Origin of the sequence: Enterococcus sp. DIV2419 (assembly GCF_051711865.1) — a bacterium.
Lineage (GTDB): Bacteria > Bacillota > Bacilli > Lactobacillales > Enterococcaceae > Enterococcus > Enterococcus faecalis.
Window position 1 is genome coordinate 2,000,686 of record NZ_JBIONS010000001.1, and the last position, 25,389, is coordinate 2,026,074.

Here is a 25,389-nt window from a genome sequence, read left to right on the forward strand (position 1 = left end):
AGCACATTCCTTACAAAATGTAAGTGTTTCTGCTTCTAATTTTTTCTACTTTATAAAATCTACAACATTTCCTGTCTGCATGTCAATAATTACTCCTCCATTTAATAAAATTAAATAGACGTGCGACACCTCTTTATGCGTTGCCTCTTGTAGCGCTCTACGATAAAGATTCATCTGTCCGCGATACCGTTCGACAATTTCAGAAATCGCTTGGGGAGAGGTGCCTTTTACATGATCGGTTTTATAGTCATACAAAATGCATTGATTGTCTAATTCGATATAGCCATCAATAATCCCATGAATTAATAAATCATCTTGTGTCGTTTCTGGATAATTTTGAATGAGCTCTTCTGCTTCAATCAGCATAGAAAAAGGTTGTTCCCTTCTAACGGTTTGATGGTGTTGAATCAATTGTTTTCCTAAGGCGGTGTCAAAGAAGGCCACGATTTGTTCCAGATTCATTTTTTCAGCAATTGCTGGTAAAATCAATTTATTTTCCACTAAGCGTTCTTGAACAGCTCGCACTTCCTCGTAAGAAGGTTGCTTACTTAAATCAATTAGTTGTAATAAATAATGGGTTGCTGTCCCAATCTCAGCTGCTGAGGGCGCTTGAACCGTATCTAAAAATTTAGGCTTACTTAAATCTCCTTCAATCATTCGATTGACAATCAACGGTTGCGCTTGAATAGTATTGTCTTCCCGAACCTCAATTTTACCAATTTCTTTGTTATCGGGGTCATCAAATACTCGCTTGATTTCAGAAACAGACTGATAACTGGTGGTCCGAGTAGCCACTTCAAACGGATAATTGAAACTTAACCGTGCAAGACCACGATTGATTTTGTCAGCAGATAATTGCGCTTTTTCGGCTAAATCCTCTGCTTGTCTTTCTGGCAATTGTAATTGCTGAATGGCTGCTCGTAGTTGTTCTTCGTTGAACCACTGAATATGAAAGTTAGCTGGGTGCTTTTTGACTTGCGGAACGTTACTTACCACTACTTCTTGCTGATATTCATCGGCTTTTTGATGGCGTACCAATGTCATCCCAACCCAATTCATTAAACTACTTTTACTTTGCAAGCGATTTTCAGCTGGTAGCACCAGTGTTTCTACATCGCCAACTTTCAGCCACTCTTTCCACATCGCCGCTTGGTCTTTATAGGAGCCCACCAGAAAAAGTTTCTGTTCTGCACGTGTCAACGCCACATATAACTTCCGCATTTCTTCGGATAGTAATTTTCTCAATCGTACTTGTTTAATCGCCAAAAATGGTAAAGTGTCGTACATAACTCGTTCTTCAGGTTGTAAATAACGAATGCCTACGCCTAAATTTTCTTCAAAGATATAGCGTTCATTCAAATCACTGACATTAAATTCTTTGGTCATATCTAAAACGAATACCACCGGAAATTCTAACCCTTTACTAGCGTGAATCGTCATGACGCGTACGGCATTCTCTTCACTTAAAACGACTGGTTCCGCTAAATCTTTGTCTTTTTCTTGCATTTTTTCGATGAAGCGAACAAATTGAAATAATCCGCGGAAGGTTGTTTTTTCATACGCCGCGGCCCGATCAACCAACGCATATAAATTGGCTTGGCGTTGTTTGCCAACAGGCAACCCGCCAACATAATCAAGGTAGGCCGTTTCCCGATAAATCGTCCACAGCAAGTTGCTAATCTGGTTGCGTCGAGCCTGTTCCCGCCATTTTTCTAATGATTCAGCAAAACGTATAGTTTTTTCCTGAACAACTGCTTCCTCCATGGTTGGTTCCATCTTTTGATTAAACGTTAAAAATGCTTCGTAGTAACTGGCTTCCTTATTAGCCAAACGAATAAGCACTAATTCGTTTTCTTTTAATTCAACAATTGGTGAACGTAACACAGCTGCCAAAGGAATGTCTTGATAGGGATTATCAATCAATTGAAGCAAGGCAATCATTGTACGAATTTCCGTTGCTTGGAAATAATTTTGAGCATCATTGACTTGAACTGGAATTTCTAATGATTTAAAAACATCTAAAATAGTTAAATTATTTTTCTTCGTAGGCGTTAATAAGACAATATCTTGATAAGTAATCGGTCGATCCGTTTTCAGCTTTTTATCATAAATCAAGAAATTTTGGTCAATTAATTCACGAATTTTCAAAGCAGTAACGTAAAGTTCCCCTTCTGTCTTATCTTCAATCAACAACTCAGGGGATTGTAATTCTGGAAATTCAACTGATTCTGTTGCTTTTTTTTCATAAATTAGCAATTCAGTTGAATAATCAGCCGCCTCCGAAAATTGATCAAAACCATGAACCAAAGCGGCTGACTCATCGTAAGCAATTTGGCCCACTCGCTCATCCATTAATTGACTAAATACTAAATTCGTAAAGTCTAAAACGTCTTTGCGAGAACGAAAATTTTCAGCTAGAATAATTCGTTTGCCCTCTTTGCCTTGCCCATACTGATTGTATTTTTCAATAAACAATGTAGGATCTGCCAAGCGGAAAGAATAAATAGACTGTTTCACATCTCCTACCATAAAAAGGTTTCCTTCTGTGCTAAGCGGACGGCGCAACCAATACAAAATAGATTCTTGTAATTGATTGATATCTTGGTATTCATCGACTAACACTTCATCAAATTTTTCGCGATAGTAAACCGAGGCTTCTGATGCATGCCAGCCATCTGCCTGATTTTTCGCTAAAATAGCTAACGTATAATGTTCTAAATCGTTAAAATCCACTAAATTTTTAAGCCGTTTTTCTGCGCCATAGGCCTCCATAAATTGTTTCCCCACGTGAGCCATTTCTTGAACAATGGGCGTGGCCTCTTTCAAGACTTGTTTCATGGCATCTGGAGAAAGTGTAAACAGTTGCTTTTTCAAATCATTTAACGCTTTTTTATTTTGTTCTCGTAACTGTTTGGCTTGTTCCGCGGTTGGTTTCAACTCTTCGGCACGAACCGTTGGGTAGCGGTCAAAGCTCAACAATTCAGTCAAATTATAGGCGCTCTCTAAATCATTTCTCTCTAAAAATTGTAAAAATTGTTTTGTTTGTTCCTTTTCATTTTGAGCTAAATACCAAATCTTTTGAAGTTTCTCTTCGCCCTCTGTTAAGGTCACCATTTCTTCGTAACGCTGAAGAGTTCGTTGTAACGTCTCAACAGCTAGCGGTTTTAAATACGTCTGAAATAACGTTGATTCGCCTAGCTGATCACCTACTTCGTAGGCTTGTGTTAAGCCATTAATCCACGCCTCTGGATCAGGATTGGCTTTGGCAAATTCATAAAAAGAAAAAATTAAGTTAGTGAGTCCGTCATCACTACGGTCATTGGAAAAATTCGCTGTTAATTGGTAAAATTCTTCTTGATTTTCCGCATAAAATTGTTCACGTAATGCATCCCAAACATCTTCTTTTAATAACAATGTTTCTGTTTCATCTGTTAACATCCGAAAAACTGGATCTATGTCAATTAAATAATAAAAACGACGAATAACAGTTAAACAAAAGGCATGTAACGTGCTGATATTGGCTGTTGGCAAAAGAGCAATTTGACGAGAAAAATGCCGTCTTCTTTCTGGATCTTGTTCTTCATTCATTGCCTTTTGTAAAGCCACTTGGATACGTTCTTTCATCTCACGGGCGGCGGCTTCAGTGTACGTCACAATCAAGAGACGATCGATATCGACGCCGCTTTTGACTTTTTCAATGACACGGCGGACTAAAACAGTGGTTTTTCCTGAGCCAGCCGAAGCAGAAACTAAGATATTTTCATCGCCATCAAACACCGCTTGCCATTGACTGTCGGTGAATTGCTCATTGGCTGGACGTAGTGGAATTGTTTTACTCATCTTCGGTTGCTCCTTCCTCATCTTTGTTTAACAAGCGCGCCATAATTTCCTCTTTGGATAAATTCTCAATACGATGATAATTATTTTCTTTTAACATCACATCAAAATCACAGACACTTCGAAACGGACAATAGCGACAAGCAATCCGTTCCTTGCCTTGATAAGCGGGATTAAGTTGAACTTCGCCGCCAATAATTTGATTCCCCGCTTCAATAAATTTATTTCGGTTATGGGAAAGCAACGCGCCTAGTTCTGGTTCTGTCACAAATTTATCTTCTTGGCGACGACCAGGTTTAATTTGTTCTTTGGCGGATTCTTCAATCGGAAACAGCAACGAACTTTGTTTAGCTTGCAGACTCGTATCTAAATGATCCAATAAATCTGGGTCTTTCATCAAAAGACCATCAAACTGATATTTTTTAAGCATTTGTTGTTCAATGTCGTCTTTGCCTTCATAAGATAATGTAGGATTGTGTACATGCAGATAAAGTGAGCCAGCAGGTTTAGCTTCTTGACCAACTAATTGCACAGCATCCATTAAAGCCACATCCAAGTACGTCAGCATTTGCATGGCTAAGCCGTAATACGCTTCTGTCATATTAAATTTACGGTGACTCGATTTATAATCAATCACACCTAAATAGGTTGATTCGGGTGTAACCAATTGATCAATCCGGTCGATTTTCCCCCGAACATGAATTTTCCCTTGATTTTTTAATGGTAATTCCAAACCAGAAATTCCTTTTTTAGCGGCAATTTGGCCAAATAACACTTCCGTTTGAACAGTCGTCATGCCACTTCGTTGGCTTTGGCGTTTCAGCGCCCAACTGACTTTTTTAATTGTTTGACTCAATTGATAGCGAATATAGTTCATGCGACTAGAGGTCGTTAATACAGAAAAACGTGCATCCCCTAAAATACTATTTAGTACTTCCTCCGCCAATAAATTGACTTCCTGATCGGTTAATTCAGATAAGTTCCGTTGATTCATAATCAATAATTTAAAGAACTGATCCAATGCTTCATGGAAAAATTCCCCTGTAGCTGCTGGCGAAAGCCCAAAGACATCTCTTTCTTTCAAACGTAAGCCATAGCGAGAAAAGTATTGATATTGACAGCGATAAAAACTCTCCATCCGAGAAACGGATGTATAAATATCTTTACCATATAAAGGTTCTGCTAAGACCTCATCAATCTTTTCAGGAATATTTTGATGCGTTAAACTTTCGAAAACTTGCTTGGCTAGCGGCGCAATTGATTGGTTCATTAGCGCTTTTTCCATATTTAACCAGAAAGGCAACAATCCTTCTTGTGTTTCTTTCCGTTGTCTTTTCAAACGCGTTAATTCACCGATTAACGTCCGATACGTACTAATATGGGCTAAACTGGTCGTTTCATCATCGAAAATGGTTGTTTCATTTTTTTCAAAAACGGGCAAGTTTAAATCTTTTTGGATATTTTTAAAATAAGGAGACGGTTTGACTTCTTGAGCGGTGTCTTTAACACTTGGATAGGTTAAATATAACCGTTCTCGCGCTGAAGAAAAGACGAGATACGCAACAAACGGTTCTTGCGCAATTTTGCGCCCAGTTGTCCCACGTAAATATTGGTTTTCCGTTAAAGTATCATTGATTGTCTGACGTTCTTCATCAGACAATAGTGTTTTATTTTCAATCTTTTGTGGAAAAATTTCTTCCGTCATCCCAATAGCAAAAGTAACCTTGGCAGCGCCAGGTCGAGTTAAATCCATTGCGCGAACTTGTACTTGGTCAATCGCTGTCGGCACTTTACTATAGTGCAAACCTTCCAAGCCACTAACAAATATTTCTTGAAACGTTGTAAAATCAAACGAACTTTCTCCGTAAACAGTGACGTATTCATCTAGTAATGACATCAATGCATCCCAAGTCTGTTCATGGTTACGAGCTGTTTCTAGTTGACCTGCTTCGATAGCTTGTAAGCGCCACATTTTTAATTGTGTTGCCACACCACTTTGCAGTAAAAAGTGATAGAAGACGGTCGCTGCTTCCAAACCAGTTTTGGCACTTATCATTGCTTGAAAGTAACTAGGTAGCAGCCGTTGAAGCGATTGACGAATCGCATTTGACTCTTCTTCCATCGTAGCGACATCTTCTTGCTCTTCCGCTTCAAAATCATACCGAATAAATTCCCAATCTTTTTCTTGCGACCAATAATAACCTTCATAGCCGTATGCCAGGACTACATTTTCGGTAATATCAACTTTTCTGCGCCAAGCGTTCCGTTGGTTTAACCAATCAGTCAAGCTTTCTTCAGAAGTAGCGTGTTGATTCATTGGCATAAATAATTCCGTTCTCAAAAAACGGAGCACATCGCGATAACGATAATTGTACGAATGAATAGCAAATAAAGATTCAATCCATTCTACTAAAGGATGCCGATCCATAGCCATATCTCGGTCGACATAAACAGGAATCTCGTGTTCCGCAAAAATCGGTTCTAATAAATTTTCATAACAATCTAAATCACGAGTCAACACCTGAATTTCTTTGTACCGATACCCTTCTTCCACCACTAAACGGCGAATTTCGGTTGCAACATGTGTTAATTCTTCTTTAACGTTTTCAGCACGCCACAGAAATAAGCCATCGCCACTCCAGTCAGATGTGCTTAATGGAGGCAGGTGTTCTTGTGATTGAATCCAATAATCGTTTAATCCTTGCAAGTCTGGATTTGTAATTAATACCTCTTTCTTTTCCACATAATCTGAAAGAATCGGGATTTGCTTCTGCCTTGCTAGTTGATAAAGCTGATGATAGGTTTGTCCCGCTTCATAAAATAACGACCGCGGATCAGGTAAGTCATGCGGATATTGTTTGTCCAATAAAAGGGCTACTTTCACAGAACCTGCTTGCGCCAGTAGCACTTCAATCAACTTTAATTCTCTGGCAGTAAACTGCTGATAGCCTGAAATAACGAATTGAACATTCGACAAATCAACCGTTTGTAAATACTCGCTTAAATGTTGAATAATCTCCGCTGATTCATAGCCATACTGACTCATTTGTAATTGGAATCGCGTAAAAATTAACGTTAAATCTTGAAACTTAAGTTGTAAATCTTGTCCTTTAGGGTTCTCCGTTTGTTTTTCTAAAAATGGATAAAGCTCCGCAATCTCAATATTGCCTTCGCGCATTTCTTGATAAAGCTGAAATAGTTGCTGAATAAAGCCGGGCTTGTTAATTTCACCTCTAAAAATTTGTAACTCTTCTTCTGCTTCTACTAAAATTTTGCGGAAAATCATCGCAGCGCCTGCATCAGATAAAACATCTGCCGAGTAAAAAGGTGTATGTTGTAAATAGTACCAAGCCAAACGATAAAAACTAAAAACCTGCAGACGGGTACTGGTTATTGAATCAGACGTAGTTGTCTGTAATTGACGTAACTTTTGCAAGACTTGAATTTCTTGCTCAAACTTAATATGGTTCGGGACTAAATAGAATACTTCATGCTGTGCGTCTTCCTCTAGCCATTGTTTTGTCGCCTGTATAAGTGGCGCTTCTAAGTCTGCCACGGCGGTTCCTCTAATAAACTGCACACTCATGGTTTCACATCCTTTTCCTTTGCACTGACTTTATTTTACCACAAAAGAAGGACGGAAACATGTGTTTGTTTTTACACATTTCCGTCCTTCTCTTTTACTCATTGTCTCTTTTATTGTTTTGACACTTCTGGTATTGGACCAAACCGTGAGAATGGCCACATCACAAATTTCACTTCACCCAAAATATCTTTTTTATGAATAAAACCAATCATTCGACCATCTCTTGAATTCCGTCGATTATCACCTAAAACAAAGTAGCTATCTGCTGGTACTTTTTCTTTTAATGAAAAATCGCCTGTCAAAGGTTGACCATCTGTTAAGGCTTTTTTAAATTCATCTAAATAGGGTTCGTCAACTTCTTTTCCATTGATGTACAACGTATCATCCTTGTACGCAATTGTATCTCCAGGTAAACCAATCACACGTTTAATATAATTTTTATCTGGTTCATCTGGCGCTGGGAAAGTAATAATATCGAAACGATTAATTTCTGTGTTTTTTAATGTAATTACTCGTTCACCATCTGCTAACGTTGGATCCATTGAATGACCTCTCACTACGACAGGCGTAAATACAAATTGTCTCAGTAAAAACAGACCCAAAGCTAAACAGGCAAAAAAGACGACTGTTTTAATTAATTCTTTTGATTTCAAACTCATTCCTCCAAAAACCTTATTATCTTATGTCTCATATTCTACCACAAAGTAAATCAATCCTATAGTGCTTAACACCCAATTAATTTTTATGTACGCTTTTTTTACAAAATGGTCAGAAAAAAAACGTATTTCTTTCAAATTTGATTCTTACTTTTTTGATCCTGCTCATAAAAAAAGCATAATCAATTCTAAAAAGGGCTGAATTGATTATGCTTCTAGCGTTTTAGCGATCCATCACAACCACGTAACAAACTTCTAAAGGACCATGCAACCCGACAACCAGTTGCATTTCAATATCTCCTGAATTAGAAGGCCCTGAAATAAAGTGAATCGCTGAGCCGATTTTTTCGCCTTTTTCTATTTTTTCTGTATAAAAAGCTGCTGGCTGAGTCGAACGTGGAACGAGTTTGCTAAACGGTATAATTGAAATGTAATGCTTCGGTAAAAAATGTAAGGCTCTGCCTTGTCCCGCATTGGACTCCACCACAATCGTTCCTGATTCAGCTAGTAAAAACTCAGCAAAGGCAATCGCGATATTTGCCTGAGCAGCTGTTTGAATATTCGCTTCTCGTTGCTCACTTCCAGGTTGCCATTGCTTAACAGAAACAGCCTCTAATGACTTAGCTAAATCAGCTAATCCATAGGCTTCAAAACGTGCATCTGTTGGCAATAAAAGATTGCCCCCACCAAACTCAGCAACAATTTGCTGAATCGTCGTCAGTAAATTTTCTTGTGTGGTTTCCACTAAGTTCGTGTGAATCGTTTCCACACGTTCTTTCACAATCGTTAACAGCTCTGCTGGTGTTTTATCTGCCAACTGTTCTTCTGGTAAATGATTAATTGGCTCAAATGGATGGGCCGAAACAGGCTGTTTTTCTACGCCTAATTTTTCTCGTAGATTTTGTAAAAAAGGTTCTCGATTTTGAATCGCTTCGTTAGTCATTTTTTTCACCTTCTTGATGTTTTTTGAACCAACTTCTGAAGTTTTCTGAAGATTTTGGTGGTCTTGGCAAATCACGAACATCGGTCCAACCTTTTACTAACCCTGGTCCTTTATCAAGGAAGCCCCCATGATTGTACATGTTTTCAACAGTAATTTCTTTTTGTTTACTTAAAATGCCCGCTGCAGCATGATCGACTTTCATAGCTGCTTTAAACATTGCTGGTGAACCAGTGGCTTTACCTACCATACGCATTTGGAAATCTTCAAATCCATGTTTCATTTTCAGATCATCGGTCATCACTTTACGATGTTCAATTAATAGTTCGTGCAATGGAATTTTCACAGGACACGTTTCCGTACATGCCCCACAAAGACTAGACGCATAAGGCAATTCCCCAAACTGTTTATATCCACCTAAAATTGGAGAAAGTACAGCACCAATTGGTCCTGGATAAATAGAGCCATAACCGTGCCCTCCAATATGGCGATAGACCGGACAAACGTTCAGACAAGACCCACAACGAATACACTGTAAGACTGGCTGAAAGGCTGTTCCTAAAGCTTTTGAACGCCCGTTATCCAAAATGACTACGTGAAATTCTTCTGGACCATCGGATTCATCCGCATTTTTTTGCCCGGCAAACGTCACATACGTTGTTAAATTTTGACCAACAGCACTTCTGGCTAAAAGGTTATCTAAAACCTCTGCTTCACGCATTGTTGGTACGATTCTTTCCATCCCCATTAACACGATTTGTGTCTTAGGAATACTGATGGTCAAATCAGCATTTCCTTCATTTGTATTTAAGTTAATTAAGCCGCTATCCGCAATAGCGAAATTACAACCTGTAATGCCAATCTCCGCTTCCAAAAAGAATTTGCGCATCACTTCTCGTGCACAGCGTGCCAAATTTACCGGGTCATTATCTCCTTGATACCCTAATTTTTTCGCAAAAACCTGACGAATCTGTTCGCGATTTTTATGAATACTTGGGAAAACAATATGTGACGGCTCATCCCAGTCATCCATTTGTAAAATGAATTCCGCCAAGTCTGTTTCCATTACACTGACATCGTCTAATCCCAATAACATTGGATCAATATCGACTTCGGTCGTCACCATTGATTTAGATTTCACAATTTTTTTCGCCTTTTTTTCTAGAACCACTTGTTTCACATATTCATTGGCCTCTTCGGCGGTTTGAGCAAAAAAGACTTTGCCACCTCGTTTGGCGACGTTATCACTGAACTCTTCTAAATAGTCAGGCAGATACTGAATTGTATGTTGGCGAATTTGTTCTCCCAGTTCACGCCATTGTGGCCAATTGCCTAAAGCTTCCCGCGCACCTTCTCGTTTCTCCCATTGGGCATCTTGTGCTTTGGCGACAGCCTTTTGCATAAACACATCTTTTTTACTTTCTTCAATTCGTTCACTTAACGGCTTATTGCTCGTTGATAATCCCACAGTTCTTCCCCCTTACCCTACCGATATGATTTGTGGTTGGTCCATGCGTGCTTCATCCACTTCGTGATTAAGGACTTCTGCAATATGCATAATCTTAATCTTTTTCCCATCACGATTGAATTTACCCCCGATATTCATCAGGCAACCCATATCCGCACTAATTAAAATTTCTGCGCCCGTATCAATCACATCGTTCATTTTTTCCGTCACCATTTGTTCAGAAATAGCTGGCATTTTCACTGAAAACGTTCCGCCAAATCCGCAACAATTTTCAAGATGTCCTAAAGGAATCATTTCTAATCCTTTCACATGATCCAACAAAACAAAAGGCGATTCTCGTTCATTTAAAATTCGCGTCATATGACAAGAACGATGATAAGTGGCTTTCCCATATAGCGTTGCGCCAACATCTTTGACCCCTAAGACACGATAAAGAAACTGACTAAACTCATAAGTTCGCTCAGCTAAACGTTGTGCTTTTGGCCCATAAATAGGATCATCTGCTAAAAATTTGTGGTATTCTTTCATCATGCCGACACAAGACCCCGCAGGTCCCACCACATAATCGGCACCGTCAAAACTATCAATTTGATTCTTAAGCGTTGTCGTGCTCTCTGTCACATAGCCACTATTATACGTTGGCTGACCACAACACGTTTGGCTTGTTGGTAAAACCGTTTCACAGCCATAACGTTCCAAAACCTCTACCATTGCTTGCCCTACATTTGGAAAAAGTAAATCCACCACGCATGTCGAAAATATACTCACTTTCACGCAAAATAACCTCCTCGTTTTCTACGAAAAGGCTCCATGAAATTAATTGGGCGGCTGTCATTAAAAGTCACTTGGCTGTCGTCTCTAACTACTTCACAGTGCCTTTTCAACAAATACGTTATTTGTAACAAAAATCGTTTTTTAAAATGATTCTTATACAATAATTATTTTACCAGTATCTGGTTTTAACAGCAAACGATTCCAGAAATTTTGTGCATTTTCACACAAAAAAGGAGGCTTTTTTATAAAAGTTTCTTTTACCCCCTTCGAAATTCGTTTTTTCTGAAGAAAAGAGTGACGAAATTTTGAAATTTTGGTAAACTAAGAAAAAACGAGAAACGAGGGCCATGCATGTTCATTTCATTTAACATGTTTATTCTATTAATTGTTGCAACGATCCTAATGATTTTTCTGATTATCTATTTGACAGTCACTGGAAATGATAAAAATAATAAAAAGAAAGAAACAAAAAGAACTACGCCAACTTTAAACAAAAAAACAACTGTTCCCCCTTCTCAGAAGCCAAATGTTGTGACTGATGTTGCAAAAAAGAGCGAGCCGGAAAAGCAAGCCGTACAACGAACACAGAAACCAACCACTAGAGAGGACGAGACTTCTCAATTTACACGAAGCCAACGTCATAAATGAAAATGGGACATAAGTCGAGATGACTTATGCCCCATTTTCTAATTCTTAAGATAATCAGCTGAACAAAAAATCCGCTAGTTGTTTCACTTTTTCTTTTAATTAATGATAGTTTATTCTTCTTTTCAGGTGTATACTAAATGATTGAAAAGAGACTTTAACTAATTAGGAAGAGGTGATTTTTTGTCTGCAAAGCGGTTTATTCAATTATTCATTTGTTATGCTATTTCAATGATTGTCGCAATACTTTTAACGGACTTATTTAATTTCTCGAGTCCTATAGCTTATTTAGTAGTGGCTAGTATCATCGGCTATGTAGTCATTACTGTTCCATTAACTATTATGACTCTATTAAAAAATAAAAATTAATAAAAAAATTGAGCGATTTTAATCACTTAAATTGCTCGATTTTTTTATTTTCATAATATTTTTCACTTATTTTTTCATTTTCATTGACAGAATAGTTGTAATTGTCAGAAAATTGTATATAATAAAGAAAGTTATTTTCATATTATTTTTTTCAATTAAAGGAGAATCCTATGAGTGAAACACAACAAACAACCTTAAAAAAACAATTAAGCTCGCGCCACATTACGATGTTAGCCTTAGGGGGAGCGATTGGCGCAGGTCTTTTTAAAGGAAGTGGCGAAGCAATTGGTATTGCTGGTCCTTCTGTTTTAATCGCCTTTCTAATTGGCGGTGCTGTTCTCTTCATCGTCATGAGTGGTTTAGGAAAACTTGTTTTAGATGGCGGAGACACACATCATGGTTTGTCTGGCTTGGTTCGACCATTTTTAGGTGCACATTCTGCTGATTTTATTGATTGGGTTTATTATTCCATGTGGACAATTAATATTATTGCAGAAGCGGTTGCCGCAGCTTCCTTTTTACAACTTTGGTTTCCTAATATTCCTGCTTGGTTTTTTGTTTTCATTTTAGCTATTTTAACGACGCTCATTAATCTTTACTCGGTTCGTTTATTTGCAGAAACAGAATATTGGTTGGCGTTTGCTAAAATTAGTGTCATCATTTTGTTAATTATTTTTGGTGTTTATCTGGTGGGACAACAAATGCTAGGCAGTGGTGTCTTCCCTACTTTACAAAGTATCACCGATCATGGTGGCTTCGCCCCACATGGCATGAAAGGTATTGTTAATTCTTTATTAGTAGTTATTTATTCTTATGGCGGTTCAGAATTAATCGCGATTACTGTCAGTGAAGCAGATGATCCTAAAAAAGCCATTCCTAAAGCGATTCGTGGTGTGATGGGACGGATTATTTCCTTCTATATCATTCCATTATTCTTACTTTTGATTATTTTCCCTTGGAATACCTTAGCAGGCACAACGGTGAGTCCATTTGTTATGGTTTTTGAAAAAATGAATATTCCTTTTGCTGCTGACATCGTAAATTTTGTGATTATTTTAGCCTTGTTTTCTTCTATTAATTCTGGGGTATACGCCTCTTCTCGCCTTTTATATTTTCGCTTAAAAGATAAAAAAGGACCCATGAGTAAACTTGCGGTTTTAAACAAGCACCAAGTACCTCAACGTTCAGTTTTCTTCTGCGCCAGTGTTTTATATCTGGGCGTTATTCTTTCTTATTTTGTTGGCGATGAATTATTTGGTTACTTAGCCGGTTCTCTCTCTTACACTGTCTTGCTAATTTGGATTTTAATTAGCGCTGCGGCGTTTGTTCTGTCTTTAAAACGAGGGTCTCTCTTTGAAAAAAGTATTAATCTCCTTGCTTTAATCATTTTAGGCCTCATCTTTATTGGCATCTTATTTACAAATTCGTTAGGCGTTACTCTTTTAACAGGCCTATTGTACTTTGTTATTTTCTTTAGTTATCGTAAGAAAAATGATTCCTTTCTACTCTCTGATGAAAGCTAAATAGACAAAAAAACGAACAGTTTTGTAAGAGAACTGTTCGTTTTTTCGATGTTCCATCTCCTTCTTCTTTTGCTATGCTATTTTTGTAAATTGTTAGGAGGAGAAAAAATGAAAAAAATCGGCGCTATTTTATTTATTGGCTTATTGATTGTTGGTGGTTATACAGGCTATCGTTATTATGCAGATACATATAAGGGTGAAAAAGCCTATGCACAAGTTCCTCTAGAAATTCCTGAACGAAAACAAACAGTAGATGACAATCAAAAAAGCATAGATGGCCAATATTCTTTACACTATCGACTAACTTTTGTTAAAAGTAATGGAAAAACGCAAGTCATGGATTACGAACGGACAGACAAAAATCCTCAACCTTTGGAACCAAATGCTTACGTAGAAGCAACCATTAGTAAAAAAAGAATCATCCAATCTCCTGCCAAAATTGATAAAAAAGAGATTCCAGAAAAAGCTTTCGCACAATTAAATAACCGAAAAACAACCAGCGATAATTAGTAATCGCTGGTTGTTTTTTTACATGGAATAACAATTAATTCATAAATAATGGTACGCTGATTTTGCTTAATTTCATGAGAACCAAAAATTTCTTGTACGCGTTGTTCTAAAATTGGAACTGACCATTGTTCTTCAAAATAGCTGCGGAAAAAGTCTTTTGAAATAGCTTCTGATGCTTCAAAGAAAAATTTTTTTGTGAAAAAAGGTCGCTGTTCTTTTTTTAGAAATGCTTTGTATTTTGCCATCCAATTTAACTGCGGGTTGCTCTCTTGCTCAAAAGGAGAAAATAACGAATCTTGCTCTTCCACTAGCCGAAATATAAGACACCATTCCTCACTTAATTGGCACAATGCATTAACTTTTTCTGGCGTATCCAAAGCAGGATTCATGGCTGAAAAAACGACTTGAAATTTTTTCCCAGTCTCAATCAGTCTTTCTTGGCTTTGGCGAAGAAAAACAACGTTGCTTTGTGCTTTTGCTTCCGCAATCTCCAACATTCTCTGAGAAATATCGGCTAGCGTATACTCCGTGACTTGCTCTTGAAAAAAAGGTAAATATCGTCCCGTCCCACCTGCGATATCCAGAAATGTCTGACACGGAAAAAGACCTTCTTGGACCAAGAAATCACGTAATTCTCGAGCAATTGGAAATGGCGATTCTTGTTGAATTTCTTCATATTCTTCTGCAAATTCATCCCAAAATTCCGCTAATTCTTGCTCATTATTATTCATCAACAGTTGCCCCTTTCTCTCAATTCTTATAAAAAGTGTAGCAAAAGAAGCGCCAAAGAGCTAACAAGTTCACTCATTTAAATCAATAATTTCATCTACAAATCGCAGGGTTTTAGGTCGATGAGTAACCAAAATAGTCAACTTATTGTGGGTAAATTTTTGTACTTCTTGTAACACTTTTTCTTCGGTCTTTTCGTCCAATGCAGAAGTCGCCTCATCTAAAATAAGGATCTCTGCTTGTGTAAATGCTAAGCGCGTGAAAGCAATCCGTTGTTTCTCGCCACCAGAAAAATTCATTCCTTTTTCACTCACAATAGTGTTTAAACCTTCCGGTAACCGTTCATAAAGTTCCCCCAACTGAAAACGATACATAGCTTCAATTACTTGTTCATCAGAAATTTCTTGATTAAATACAATATTTTCTTTCAACGTTCCTTGAAATATTGGCACATCTTGAGATAAATAAAAAACTTTTTCATAATAATCTTCCAAATTGAATTGTGTTAGAGGAAATTGATTCACATAAACTGTCCCCTCTGTCGGCTTCAATAATCCTAAAATCAATTTAATCAGGGTAGATTTGCCTGTCCCACTTTTTCCAATCAAGCCATAGGTTTTGTTCATTGAAAATTGTCGATTTTGTTGGGACATAATCGTTTGACTATCTACGCTAAAACACACCTCTTTTAATGAAATTGTTTGAATTTCAGGTAACGCTTTGCCTGGAACCGCTAAGTCAGGATCATCTTCTTTTTTATAAAAATCTTCCAAGCGCTGATAGGCTACTTTATCCAAATTATATTGAACAAATAAAACATTAAATATGGCTATCGGCGTATAAATTCGATCGATATACATCACTATCGCTACAAGTCCACCTAAACTTAATGTCACAACGTTAGTAAAACTAAGTACGACAATGCTTACTTTGATAAGTGCGACTAACAAGGCAAAAAAGCCAAAGAAAAATTCATGGATCATAGTCATTTTTGTTATATTTTGACTATTTTCCTCTGCCATTAACCCGTAATTTTCAATCTCTTTTTTATATTTTCGATTAATTCTAAAAGTTACTAGTTCTGTCATCCCTCGTATCAAAGTAGCATTCATTGCTTCTTCAGAAATAAGTGTTTTTTCTTTCATTTTTTGTAGCGTTTTCAAAAGTATTTTGGTTAAAATAAATACAATCACATAACCAATTAGAATTGCTGGTAATAATTTTTTATCAATCAATGCTATGAAAAATAAATTAAATAACGTCTCTGGAATTAGCTCTCGAAATAAGCGCCCATAAAAATTCAAGTGGATATTTCTCCCAGCTGCTGCACCAACTTCTACTTTTTGTAGTAAAGCCCCCGCTCCCAGTTTTAGATATTCTTCATAGGAAATCTTGCTCATTTTTATTAAACTTAATTTCTTCAAATAGAAATAGATGCCATTAGTTAAGTAAGCTTTCGGTTTCTGTTCACAGTAAGACAATAGAGGAATTAAAATAATTGTCGTTCCATACGCTACTAACAACCCTAGTTGGAAACTTTTTTGATAATGATCTAACAACTGTTGAAAAAAATAAATTGCTAAAGCACTACATAATGAAACAATCACACCAATCAAAATGTACCAAGTGAAGCTTTTCTGAAAGTGCGACCATATTTTTTTAGTCATTTACTCCCTCCTTTTCGAGCATTATATACCTTACTGTAGCATAGTTTTTGATTGGCGCCTATCAGCAATTTATCTCCAGATAATAGAAAAGCCCCCCAGCGAAAGCTGGATGGCTTTTCTATTGTTAATTCTTTCTGATTTGTAGATAACTTACACCTAAAACGGCAAATGTACTTGCCAGTATTCCTGCTATTAGCATAAACGGTGTTTTTGTTGTGCCTGTTTCGGGAAGTTCTCGTTGCCCATTTGCTTCATTTAATTTTTGAATTGGTTCACTAAGCAGTTGGGGAGCCAACTGTGGGCTTCCTTCATTTTTCAATGTATTTAATGGAGCGTTTAGTATTTGTGGTTGATTTTTTAATGTAACATTTTTATTTTTCTCCACAGTTGTTTCTGTGGATGGCTGTTTTTTCTCAGTTGTAGTAATTTCTTTTGTTGGCGAGACATGAACTTCTGGTTGGCTGCTTTCTGCCGTTTCCGTTGTGCCATTCTCTTCAGTTGTCACACTTGGTTTTTCAGGTATGATTGGCTCAATCGTGCCTAGTGTTTCACTTTCATCTAGATTTTCTTCTTCTGTTGGTGAGACATGAACTTCTGGTTGACTGCTTTCTGCGGTTTCTGTTGTGCCGTTCTCTTCAGTTGTCACACTTGGTTTTTCAGGAATAATTGGTGAAATTGTACCTAACGTTTCACTTTCATCTGGATTTTCTTCTTCCGCTGGTGAGACATGAACTTCTGGTTGGCTGCTTTCTGCAGTTTCTGTTGCGCCGTTCTCTTCAGTTGTTACGCTTGGTTTTTCAGGAATAATTGGTGTAATTGTACCTAACGTTTCACTTTCATCTGGATTTTCTTCTTCTGTTGGAGAGACATGAACTTCTGGTTGGCTGCCTTCTGCAGTTTCTGTTACGCCATTCTCTTCAGTTGTCACACTTGGTTTTTCAGGTATGATTGGCTCAATCGTGCCTAGTGTTCCACCTTCATCTGGATTTTCTTCTTCTGTTGGCGAGACATGAACTTCTGGTTGGCTGCTTTCTGCAGTTTCTGTTGCGCCTGTCTTTTCACTTGTTTCTGTTGCCTGTTCCGAAGTAGGTGTCTTTGGTTCCCATTCATCTATTGTCTCTAAAGGAATGTCTAGACTTTCTTCTGTTGGCATTTCCACATTTTGATTGCCGCTTGCCTCGCCTTCTACAAAAACATTTTTAACCTGTGATGTATTTTTTTCATTCGTTGCGTCTTGATTGTTTAGTTGATAATTGATGTCATAACTATTTTCAAATGTCGCTTGATGTTGCCCCGCTTCCGTGATTGTCGAAGTGTAACGGACGATAAAGGAAGTAAAGCGTGCTTTATCCCGATAAAAACGTAAATTAAAGTCATTATCTGTCACGAAGTCAATTTTGCCATAACCTTGTTGCTCAAACTCGGCAAGTGAAATATATTTAGTTTCTTTGTCATTCACAATATCAAATGTAAAACTCTCTTTATTTAATTGTTGACCACTTCCTTGTCGATCCGCAATTGAAATATCTTCAGTGACATCGGATTTATTGAGGTTCACATTTAAAAACCAACGTACTTGATTTGACTCTCCAGCCAAATCGCCTACTTTATAAAAAAACGGATAGTCTCGCTCAATTTGGCCAGTCTCTGTGTTAGTCACTCCTTCAATCGTCAAACGTTGAGTCGCCGTTGCTGTTCCGAAATCCGTTTCTATTACATTCGGTTGCGAACTATTGGTGATAAGCGTTTTAATCCCGAAAGAAAAATGCCCATTCACATTATGTAAAGATTCAACTTTTTCATTAAATGTTGCTACAACATGATCTTTATAGATAAAAACTTCCCCTAAACCATTTAAATTGATTTTTCGTGGTGAGCCATCGTTCTCGGTCATTCCAACTAATGCATTTGGTAAAGTTAAAGTAATAGTATCGCCAGGTTTTATTTTCTGATTCTCTTTGTCACTAAAAGATACTTTAATGGAGGTCATCTCCCCTTGATATAAAGTAGTGTGATCTAATTCTACTTTGTCAACGATTGAACTTTTGCTCAATTCGGCGCCAAACGAAATTGGACCAATCAATAACGCCCCCGCAATTGGTAGAATCATTACCAACAGTAACACTAAAAATTTTACACTTTTTGCCATAAAAAATTATTCACCCTTCTTTTCTCTTATTTTTTCCACTTAGTGGTCTTTTTCAGAAGTTGACAATAGCAAAAAGATATGTCTCGTACAATATTAATGCTCATTTAAGTAGCCTTTTTTTTAAATTTCTAATTCACTTCCTAAGGAAAACGTTTTATTATGGTAGTTACATTAGATAACGTTTGTTACAAAATATCTAATGCTGCCAAGTTTGAGTTGCATAAATAACATATTTCGAACCAATAATGAATAAAAATACTTATTTCATCCTCATTTTGTTTCCCAGGCCATTTATTCTTGTTATAATAAAGTTTATGAGATAAGGAGGAAAAGAATGAAAAATTCATATTTTGACGGTGGTTTAGCCACGTATATCGGGACTTCAATTTTAGCAACCTTGATTACTGTCTTTACATTAGGCATTTGCGCACCTTGGGGAATTTGTATGATGTACAACTGGAAAATCAAGCATACCGTTATTGATGGTAAACGCCTTTATTTTGACGGTACAGCTATGCAATTATTCGGTCATTGGATTAAATGGCTTTTATTAACTATAATTACTTTAGGAATTTATGGTTTTTGGTTGAATATCCGTTTGCAACAATGGATTACAAAACATACCCACACACTTTCATAAAAAGAGGAAGGATGAACTGAGTTCCGGTCTATCCTTCCTCTTTTTATGAATATCTAACAGAGTGTTATCCTACTCTTTGAAAAAACAAGGAATTTATGCTATACTTTGATAAGTATCAAGGGATACTTATGTTATTTCGGGGGCGTTACGGATTCGACAGGCATAGTTGAGCTTGAATTGCGTTTCGTAGGTTACGGCTACGTTAAAACGTTACAGTTAAATATAACTGCTAAAAACGAAAACAATTCTTTCGCTTTAGCTGCCTAAAAACCAGCTAGCGAAGATCCTCCCGGCATCGCCCATGTGCTCGGGTCAGGGTCCTAATCGAAGTGGGATACGCTAAATTTTTCCGTCTGTAAAATTTAGAAGAGCTTACCAGACTAGCAATACAGAATGCCTGTCACTCGGCACGCTGTAAAGCGAACCTTTAAATGAGTGTCTATGAACGTAGAGATTTAAGTGGCAATATGTTTGGACGCGGGTTCGACTCCCGCCGTCTCCATTTTTAGAAAAGTAGAGAAAAACAAAAAAGAGCTAAAACCTTATAAAATAAAGGTTTTAGCTCTTTTTTTCTATAAGCAAGAGAAGGCTCGTTACCTCCTCTTACACTTCCTATCACATTATCTTTCTAAAACCACTTCATTTTCTTTTTCTATTGGTGATTTTGGGTATTGCATAGAACATGGCTAAAAATATTATTGTTATCAAAAGAGTTTTTAAGATTTCAATTTCTCCTGAATCTATCCAAGTATACACAAAAGCGATGATAAAAGTAATTACTATTTCCGTAACATGATCTTTTAAATTCATTAGCTTAGCCCACATTGAACTGCCCATAAAGCTAGTTGTCCAGCTACAATAATAGCATTCGTCTTTAACCCATTGGCTTTAGCGAAGCGTAATACAGTCACTGCTAATTCTTTCCAGGCTTTCTTTTGTGCAGCTTTTACAATTGCGCTGATACTAATCATTGCAAAAAACTCATCTTTGATTTTGTTAGCAACGCAACTTCCTAATGCATTCCAATTAAAACGTGCTTGAACTACTGTTGAAGCATCAGAAATATTTACATTTAATTCTTCCTCAACTGAAGAAATCTCTTGCTGAGCAAAATTATTTTTGACATAGTTTTTAAAGTTATCTTCCGTCACTCCATTCGCATACATTTCTTCCAGTCCTTTTGCTACAGCCTCAACTTCTGAATCCTCTAGCTGGTCAGATGCATAAACACTTGTACCAGCGCTGATAAAAATACCTAATGTCATTAGTAATGCCATCGCCAAACAAAAAAATTTAGCCTTTTTTGTCACCTGTAATTCCATAAATAAATCCCTACTTTCTTTTCCTTGTTATAATCATAACAAGGAAAAAGATAATTTATCATCAAAATCCCTATTTGATGCTTATATTTTCCTATATATCCTAGAGCTGATTTTTCTCACTAATTCTTAAACCAACATAATACTAACAAAGATAGATAATAGTTAAGTAAAGACCCTACAGCCCTCAATCTTATGGTCAAACAGTTATTTATGATTTGAACTAATGGTTAAAACAAGTAAATCAACTAGTCTTTTTGATGCTGGATTAGGTTCTTCTATTTGCCATTTTTATCAATGTTTAAGCGTGTAAAAAAATAGCAAAATGAATTTTTTCACACGCTTAGTTTGTTTATCATTTATCAACATTAGAAAAACGGCCAGAGTTTTTCTAAGCTCTTTTGGCTTTCTAGTCACCTGATAAAATAGTCCATAAAAATAGCTACTTAAATGTATTCTTTAGTATTTACTGGTACATCTGTTTTTCTAATTTCTTATTGAAAAGAAACCTCTATAAATTTTAATGTTCTGATTTTCACCATTCCTCAAAAGTATGTGTAGTAGCCTGGTTATTAAATTTGTCTGTAACGAATATCTTTTGTAATACCTTTTTTGTGTCTATTTAACACGTGTAACTATTTTTTATTTAAATTTTAGGAAGCGCTATTCCTGTGTAACCGACCAATTAATTATTTTGTTTTTTGACTGTTTCTACTAGCACAATGGATAGTAACGCTCCTAATAATAGTAAGCCTACTGAATAAATCGTTGTTAACATAATAGCACCTACTCTCTTAATAACCAGTCTTATCGTTACTAATTATTTTTTTAACCAACATTTGCCATTTCCATAAAGTTTTTTGACATAAAGATTACTATGACTTTTCATTTTCAGTCTTCTTAATAATTCCTGTCGATCAGTGGTTTCAGAAACAATACATTGAAATATTTGAATTTCTTTTTGTTCGTTTATCAATGTCACTGCCTCCACTGTATACATTGATGTACTTAACCAATAGTTATCTAAAAAATTCATCTCTGCTTTCTGATTAATTTCTTCCTTTGATAGTAAACAAATAGTAGTTATTAAATCCACTGATTGAACAATCATATCCGTAAAATTTCGTTGAAAAAAGGAAAGCACCTCGGCTTCGGTACCATTTCTCCAAACAACAATTTTTTGAGTAAACGTTGATTTATTTGAGTCTATCAAATTAATACAACAACAAGACTTAATTACTTCTGTTGAAAATAATTTATTAATATACATGCTTCGTTTAATCCAACCTCCCCATCCTTTAAACTTTTTTAACGAACCCTATTTACATAGTGTTTAAGAATGAACAGTTTTTAAATAGTCCGCTGCTATTTTCATATTTCGTGCTACTTATTTATTTCTTCAACCGTTTTCCCATTCATTTGCAATGGTATAAATTTAAACGTCAACTTAGATTCAATATAATTTTGTTCCTCTTCTAATTTTGACAAATCCGCTGTTCCTGTAAATTCAAAGTTTATTTCTTTAATACCAGTGCCTTTCATTTGATCATAGTCCCCTTGACTATTCGCTAAGCGCACAAACTCTTTTTGGATATCATATTTATTCTTGGTGCCGCCGTTATTTACTAAAGGTATCACTGTTGTTCCCTGATACCCAGCTGAACGCTGAATGTTTAACGTATTCAATGCTGCTACACCATTACCGCCCATAATTTCATATGTTAAGATATCCACTTTGATAGGACGTCCCGACTTATTTTTAATTTGATAATTTTTAGGCGAAGTAATTTTACTTTTATCTTGATCAGATTCAAAAACGACAGCTGTTGGTAATATTACTTTAAGCCAACGATTATCTCCTTCTGGCAGTGGTGTATCAGGATTGGTCGAATCAATTTCGCCTAGATTCCCTCGGGCGATCACTTCAGCTATTGTCTTCCCATCTTTCCCCTCAATTGTCTGGGTGAGATTATCCTCTGTGATTTTGTTATAAACAAGTGTTTCTTCTTGTTCTTCTAACCTATACTTGAAGCTCAACTTATTCCCTGTTGTTACGTAGTTAAAACCTTCAATCTTCTTTGGTTCTAGGTTAAGCGTTTCACCAAAACGGCCGTTCTTATAAATCGTTGATTCAGATAATTTTTTGCCGGCTTCATCCTCATAATTAATGATAATGTTACCTGGTTTAATGTCTAAAAAGTCTTGATAATTTTCAAGATATTGCTCTCGTTTTTCATCAGGTAAATCTAATATGCCCAGATAAATTTGATTTTTTTCATTTGAACGATCAACTTCACTTAGTTCAGGATCTTTTTTAAGGTTAGCTACTGCTTCATCAATTTTTTGTTCAAGTCTTTTTTGACCATCGTCGCCTTTTATCACATTCATCAACTGATTATTTTTAACTACAAAGGTATTCGTCTTACTATTTTTATTGATTAAATCACTGGTGCTTGAGACCAATCGTCCTTTTGTTTCATCATGAAAAATGACAACTTTATAGCCTTCTTTTAATGGAAAAGTATCAAAACTCTTTTTAACCTTAGTTCCGTCCATTTCTTTTGAAAAAACTGAGATTCCTTGTTCATTCTGAACATCAATCGCTGCATATTTTTCATTAGGATAATAAGAATGAGGTTGATCGCTTGTAACATTAAACGTTCCAATACCCAGATTAAAATTTGTTTGAAATTTAGCAAATTCTCTATCCCCTAATCCTCTAAACATAATTGTTTCATCTAATAGTTTCGATTTTTCGTAGCGTTTAAAGTTAATGACTTTCTGATTTTGAGCATCTTTAATATACACATAATAATCATCTATTTCGTAGATATTACTTGTCTTAGGAAAATCTACAGTATAGGCGCCATTTTCAAGATGATCAATTTTAACTGTTGGCGAGTCAATCCCTACTTCCTTAACAATCGTTTTACCATCTTTAATTCTTAATTTTTGCCCTTTTATTTGATTGAAATCATCTATCTTAAGCTGAATAGTTAAAGAGCCACCAGCCAAGTTGACTTTTTTTAGTTCATGATTACTAACAACATTTGTGACAGAGTCCATAATGCTCCCAGGTAATTGTTGTGTTGCTTCGTTTAATCTATTTTTGGGCACAACAGCTGCGATTGGGGCAACTGGAGAATATTCTTTACTGCGATTTATCGCTTCAACACGGCTTCTATCGAAAGTAATCCCCCATTGTAAAAACACAGGCGTAAAATCTTGTTGAAATTCTTTACTGTAAAAATAATTAAAATATTCTGCTGTTTGCATGTTTGTAATAAGTTGATTTTTTTGGTCGACGGCAACTCGCCACTCCTGATTTAATTTCATCCAAGCTTCTGGCCCACCTGTTTGAATGACTGCAGTTAGTAATGTGAGATTCGCTCTTAAATCATTCATTGAAGAATAGCTCATACCTTGTTCCCAAATTTTCGTATAGAGATTCTCCTCCACAGATTGTTTTTGACCATAACTAAATAACCAAGAAGAATTTTCGACATATTCCTTACCACTATATTTAGATAAATACAAAATTGCCATTAAATTATTTGAAACTTCTCCAGTTGAAATCCCTTTACTATTGTAATAAGGCTGGTAGGCATGTCCAATCTCATGAAGGGTTCCCCAAGCATTTTTTGTCATCCACATATCTACAACGGTTGCTCTACCATTTGCTGCATAATCACTTCCATAATATGCAGCAAAACCATATCTCGCACTTCCATCTGCCTTTAAAAAAAAACGATTATGGGGTTTTTTATTCACACCAAAGTCATCAGAAGATAACCCTATCAATTCATCATAGTAATCTATAATCCCATCTTGATAATCAATATATTCATTTAAATTTGTAAATGTCGGTAATTTTTTAATTCTCTCTTTTTCATCGAAAGGAATTAGCAACTGAAAATTATGTCCCTTGATTAGAGAAAATGGTGCTTTGGATTGATCCCAATTAGCAAAAAAGTCTGACTCTTTATCTGCACTTTGATAAATAGGTAACGTTACTGTGGAGCCTGTTATTTCATATTCTACCTCACTTCCACTCCCTCCATACGGTGTGTTGACAAATGGAACACCTGCATAATCTGTTTTGATTGTTTTCCATTCTGTCGTTAAAGTCACTTGCTGTTCTTCTTTTTCTTTATTACCTAAAAGCCAAAATTTTAAATTTTTATACCCATCATCCGTTCTTTTTTTACGAATTTTAATGGTTGAGCCAGGGGACATTACAATTCCTAAGTCTTGTTTATCATGATACTTTCCTCTAGATGTTCCTGATTGAAAGAGTAATTCTGGATATTCTAAACTTTGGATTTCTTTTGTACTCGTATCTGCTTGAGCTGGTTGTTGACCCCAAAAAAATGTTAACAAAATAAATAATGTAGATAAATAAATATTCTTTTTCATAAGCACTCCTCTGTTGTTTTTATCACAATGATTTGATTTATTGAATTCGTAGTTGTTTCTTTTTAAGTATTTATTTTTCAAAATATAAACCGATTATTACTATTTTTTTACTTTAGTCTCCTTATCTTTTTTCATACTTTAAAGGAAAAAGAGACACGATT

At 36.2% G+C, this 25,389-nt stretch carries 18 protein-coding genes and 1 other RNA gene; 6 read left to right on the plus strand and 13 right to left on the minus strand.

What is annotated here, in order from left to right:
- Positions 1 to 45: 45 nt before the first annotated feature.
- The 6 genes from addA to IGI97_RS09440 form a co-directional block, all read right to left on the minus strand.
- Entirely contained in the window at positions 46 to 3,840 is a 3,795-nt protein-coding gene (addA, locus tag IGI97_RS09415; RefSeq protein ID WP_438738500.1) for a helicase-exonuclease AddAB subunit AddA, read from the minus strand.
- Positions 3,833 to 7,423 carry a PD-(D/E)XK nuclease family protein gene (locus IGI97_RS09420; protein ID WP_438738502.1) on the minus strand — a complete coding sequence of 1,197 codons (3,591 nt, stop codon included), beginning with the start codon at positions 7,421 to 7,423 and terminating at the stop codon, positions 3,833 to 3,835. Before IGI97_RS09420 ends, addA begins: the two co-directional genes overlap by 8 nt.
- A 110-nt stretch (positions 7,424 to 7,533) precedes the next feature.
- A complete protein-coding gene (gene lepB / locus IGI97_RS09425; RefSeq protein ID WP_014524992.1) occupies positions 7,534 to 8,082 on the minus strand; it encodes a signal peptidase I in 549 nt (182 codons plus the stop codon).
- 220 nt (positions 8,083 to 8,302) lie between these two features.
- Complete coding sequence (locus IGI97_RS09430; protein WP_010817166.1) at positions 8,303 to 9,022, minus strand: LutC/YkgG family protein; 720 nt, start codon at positions 9,020 to 9,022, stop codon at positions 8,303 to 8,305.
- Positions 9,015 to 10,487 (minus strand): LutB/LldF family L-lactate oxidation iron-sulfur protein, encoded by a 1,473-nt coding sequence (locus IGI97_RS09435; protein WP_438738505.1) that lies wholly within the window; start codon positions 10,485 to 10,487, stop codon positions 9,015 to 9,017. The genes IGI97_RS09430 and IGI97_RS09435 overlap by 8 nt, the downstream gene beginning before the upstream one ends.
- Positions 10,488 to 10,499: 12 nt before the next feature.
- Positions 10,500 to 11,261 carry a (Fe-S)-binding protein gene (locus IGI97_RS09440; RefSeq protein ID WP_002360596.1) on the minus strand — a complete coding sequence of 254 codons (762 nt, stop codon included), beginning with the start codon at positions 11,259 to 11,261 and terminating at the stop codon, positions 10,500 to 10,502.
- Positions 11,262 to 11,630: 369 nt separating this feature from the next.
- On the opposite strand from IGI97_RS09440, the gene IGI97_RS09445 reads away from it, so the two are divergent.
- The 4 genes from IGI97_RS09445 (at position 11,631) to IGI97_RS09460 (ending at position 14,308) form a co-directional block, all read left to right on the plus strand.
- Positions 11,631 to 11,909: a hypothetical protein gene (locus tag IGI97_RS09445; protein WP_438738809.1), complete on the plus strand. Its 279-nt coding sequence runs from the start codon at positions 11,631 to 11,633 to the stop codon at positions 11,907 to 11,909.
- Between the two features lie 180 nt (positions 11,910 to 12,089).
- Positions 12,090 to 12,275 carry a hypothetical protein gene (locus IGI97_RS09450; protein ID WP_002358046.1) on the plus strand — a complete coding sequence of 62 codons (186 nt, stop codon included), beginning with the start codon at positions 12,090 to 12,092 and terminating at the stop codon, positions 12,273 to 12,275.
- A gap of 170 nt (positions 12,276 to 12,445) precedes the next feature.
- Entirely contained in the window at positions 12,446 to 13,798 is a 1,353-nt protein-coding gene (locus tag IGI97_RS09455) for an amino acid permease (RefSeq protein ID WP_002382100.1), read from the plus strand.
- Positions 13,799 to 13,906: 108 nt separating this feature from the next.
- Positions 13,907 to 14,308 (plus strand): YxeA family protein, encoded by a 402-nt coding sequence (locus IGI97_RS09460; RefSeq protein ID WP_438738507.1) that lies wholly within the window; start codon positions 13,907 to 13,909, stop codon positions 14,306 to 14,308.
- Here IGI97_RS09460 and IGI97_RS09465 read toward each other — a convergent pair.
- From IGI97_RS09465 to ace, 3 genes are all read right to left on the minus strand, one after another.
- Positions 14,305 to 15,039, minus strand: coding sequence for a methyltransferase domain-containing protein (locus IGI97_RS09465; protein WP_438738509.1), 735 nt, complete (start codon positions 15,037 to 15,039; stop codon positions 14,305 to 14,307). The two genes, IGI97_RS09460 and IGI97_RS09465, sit on opposite strands and share 4 nt — an antisense overlap.
- A gap of 69 nt (positions 15,040 to 15,108) precedes the next feature.
- Positions 15,109 to 16,704 (minus strand): ATP-binding cassette domain-containing protein, encoded by a 1,596-nt coding sequence (locus tag IGI97_RS09470; RefSeq protein WP_438738512.1) that lies wholly within the window; start codon positions 16,702 to 16,704, stop codon positions 15,109 to 15,111.
- 124 nt (positions 16,705 to 16,828) lie between these two features.
- Positions 16,829 to 18,853, minus strand: coding sequence for a collagen-binding MSCRAMM adhesin Ace (ace, locus tag IGI97_RS09475; RefSeq protein ID WP_438738514.1), 2,025 nt, complete (start codon positions 18,851 to 18,853; stop codon positions 16,829 to 16,831).
- Between the two features lie 334 nt (positions 18,854 to 19,187).
- Between ace and IGI97_RS09480 the strand changes: the two genes are divergently transcribed.
- Positions 19,188 to 19,493 (plus strand): DUF898 family protein, encoded by a 306-nt coding sequence (locus IGI97_RS09480; protein WP_002360604.1) that lies wholly within the window; start codon positions 19,188 to 19,190, stop codon positions 19,491 to 19,493.
- A 138-nt stretch (positions 19,494 to 19,631) separates the two neighbouring features.
- Positions 19,632 to 19,998: a transfer-messenger RNA gene (gene ssrA, locus IGI97_RS09485) on the plus strand.
- Positions 19,999 to 20,132: 134 nt separating this feature from the next.
- Here the strand turns inward: ssrA and IGI97_RS09490 are convergent.
- The 4 genes from IGI97_RS09490 to IGI97_RS09505 form a co-directional block, all read right to left on the minus strand.
- Positions 20,133 to 20,318 (minus strand): hypothetical protein, encoded by a 186-nt coding sequence (locus tag IGI97_RS09490; protein WP_002384733.1) that lies wholly within the window; start codon positions 20,316 to 20,318, stop codon positions 20,133 to 20,135.
- Positions 20,303 to 20,815 carry an enterococcin EntV gene (gene entV / locus IGI97_RS09495; protein ID WP_002358120.1) on the minus strand — a complete coding sequence of 171 codons (513 nt, stop codon included), beginning with the start codon at positions 20,813 to 20,815 and terminating at the stop codon, positions 20,303 to 20,305. The genes IGI97_RS09490 and entV overlap by 16 nt, the downstream gene beginning before the upstream one ends.
- A gap of 817 nt (positions 20,816 to 21,632) precedes the next feature.
- Positions 21,633 to 22,082: a hypothetical protein gene (locus tag IGI97_RS09500; protein WP_438791809.1), complete on the minus strand. Its 450-nt coding sequence runs from the start codon at positions 22,080 to 22,082 to the stop codon at positions 21,633 to 21,635.
- Between the two features lie 113 nt (positions 22,083 to 22,195).
- A complete protein-coding gene (locus tag IGI97_RS09505) occupies positions 22,196 to 25,228 on the minus strand; it encodes a putative mucin/carbohydrate-binding domain-containing protein (protein WP_438738518.1) in 3,033 nt (1,010 codons plus the stop codon).
- Positions 25,229 to 25,389: the final 161 nt, after the last annotated feature.

Excerpts from the sequence above, each read along its gene's own strand:
- entV (WP_002358120.1), bottom strand. The coding sequence starts at position 20,815 with ATGGAATTACAGGTGACAAAAAAGGCTAAATTTTTTTGTTTGGCGATG.
- IGI97_RS09505 (WP_438738518.1), bottom strand. The coding sequence starts at position 25,228 with ATGAAAAAGAATATTTATTTATCTACATTATTTATTTTGTTAACATTT.
- IGI97_RS09480 (WP_002360604.1), top strand. The coding sequence starts at position 19,188 with ATGAAAAATTCATATTTTGACGGTGGTTTAGCCACGTATATCGGGACT.
- IGI97_RS09430 (WP_010817166.1), bottom strand. The coding sequence starts at position 9,022 with ATGACTAACGAAGCGATTCAAAATCGAGAACCTTTTTTACAAAATCTA.
- IGI97_RS09455 (WP_002382100.1), top strand. The coding sequence starts at position 12,446 with ATGAGTGAAACACAACAAACAACCTTAAAAAAACAATTAAGCTCGCGC.
- IGI97_RS09500 (WP_438791809.1), bottom strand. The coding sequence starts at position 22,082 with ATGTATATTAATAAATTATTTTCAACAGAAGTAATTAAGTCTTGTTGT.
- IGI97_RS09460 (WP_438738507.1), top strand. The coding sequence starts at position 13,907 with ATGAAAAAAATCGGCGCTATTTTATTTATTGGCTTATTGATTGTTGGT.
- lepB (WP_014524992.1), bottom strand. The coding sequence starts at position 8,082 with ATGAGTTTGAAATCAAAAGAATTAATTAAAACAGTCGTCTTTTTTGCC.
- ace (WP_438738514.1), bottom strand. The coding sequence starts at position 18,853 with ATGGCAAAAAGTGTAAAATTTTTAGTGTTACTGTTGGTAATGATTCTA.
- IGI97_RS09465 (WP_438738509.1), bottom strand. The coding sequence starts at position 15,039 with ATGAATAATAATGAGCAAGAATTAGCGGAATTTTGGGATGAATTTGCA.
- IGI97_RS09470 (WP_438738512.1), bottom strand. The coding sequence starts at position 16,704 with ATGACTAAAAAAATATGGTCGCACTTTCAGAAAAGCTTCACTTGGTAC.
- addA (WP_438738500.1), bottom strand. The coding sequence starts at position 3,840 with ATGAGTAAAACAATTCCACTACGTCCAGCCAATGAGCAATTCACCGAC.
- IGI97_RS09445 (WP_438738809.1), top strand. The coding sequence starts at position 11,631 with ATGTTTATTCTATTAATTGTTGCAACGATCCTAATGATTTTTCTGATT.
- IGI97_RS09420 (WP_438738502.1), bottom strand. The coding sequence starts at position 7,423 with ATGAGTGTGCAGTTTATTAGAGGAACCGCCGTGGCAGACTTAGAAGCG.
- IGI97_RS09490 (WP_002384733.1), bottom strand. The coding sequence starts at position 20,318 with ATGTGGGCTAAGCTAATGAATTTAAAAGATCATGTTACGGAAATAGTA.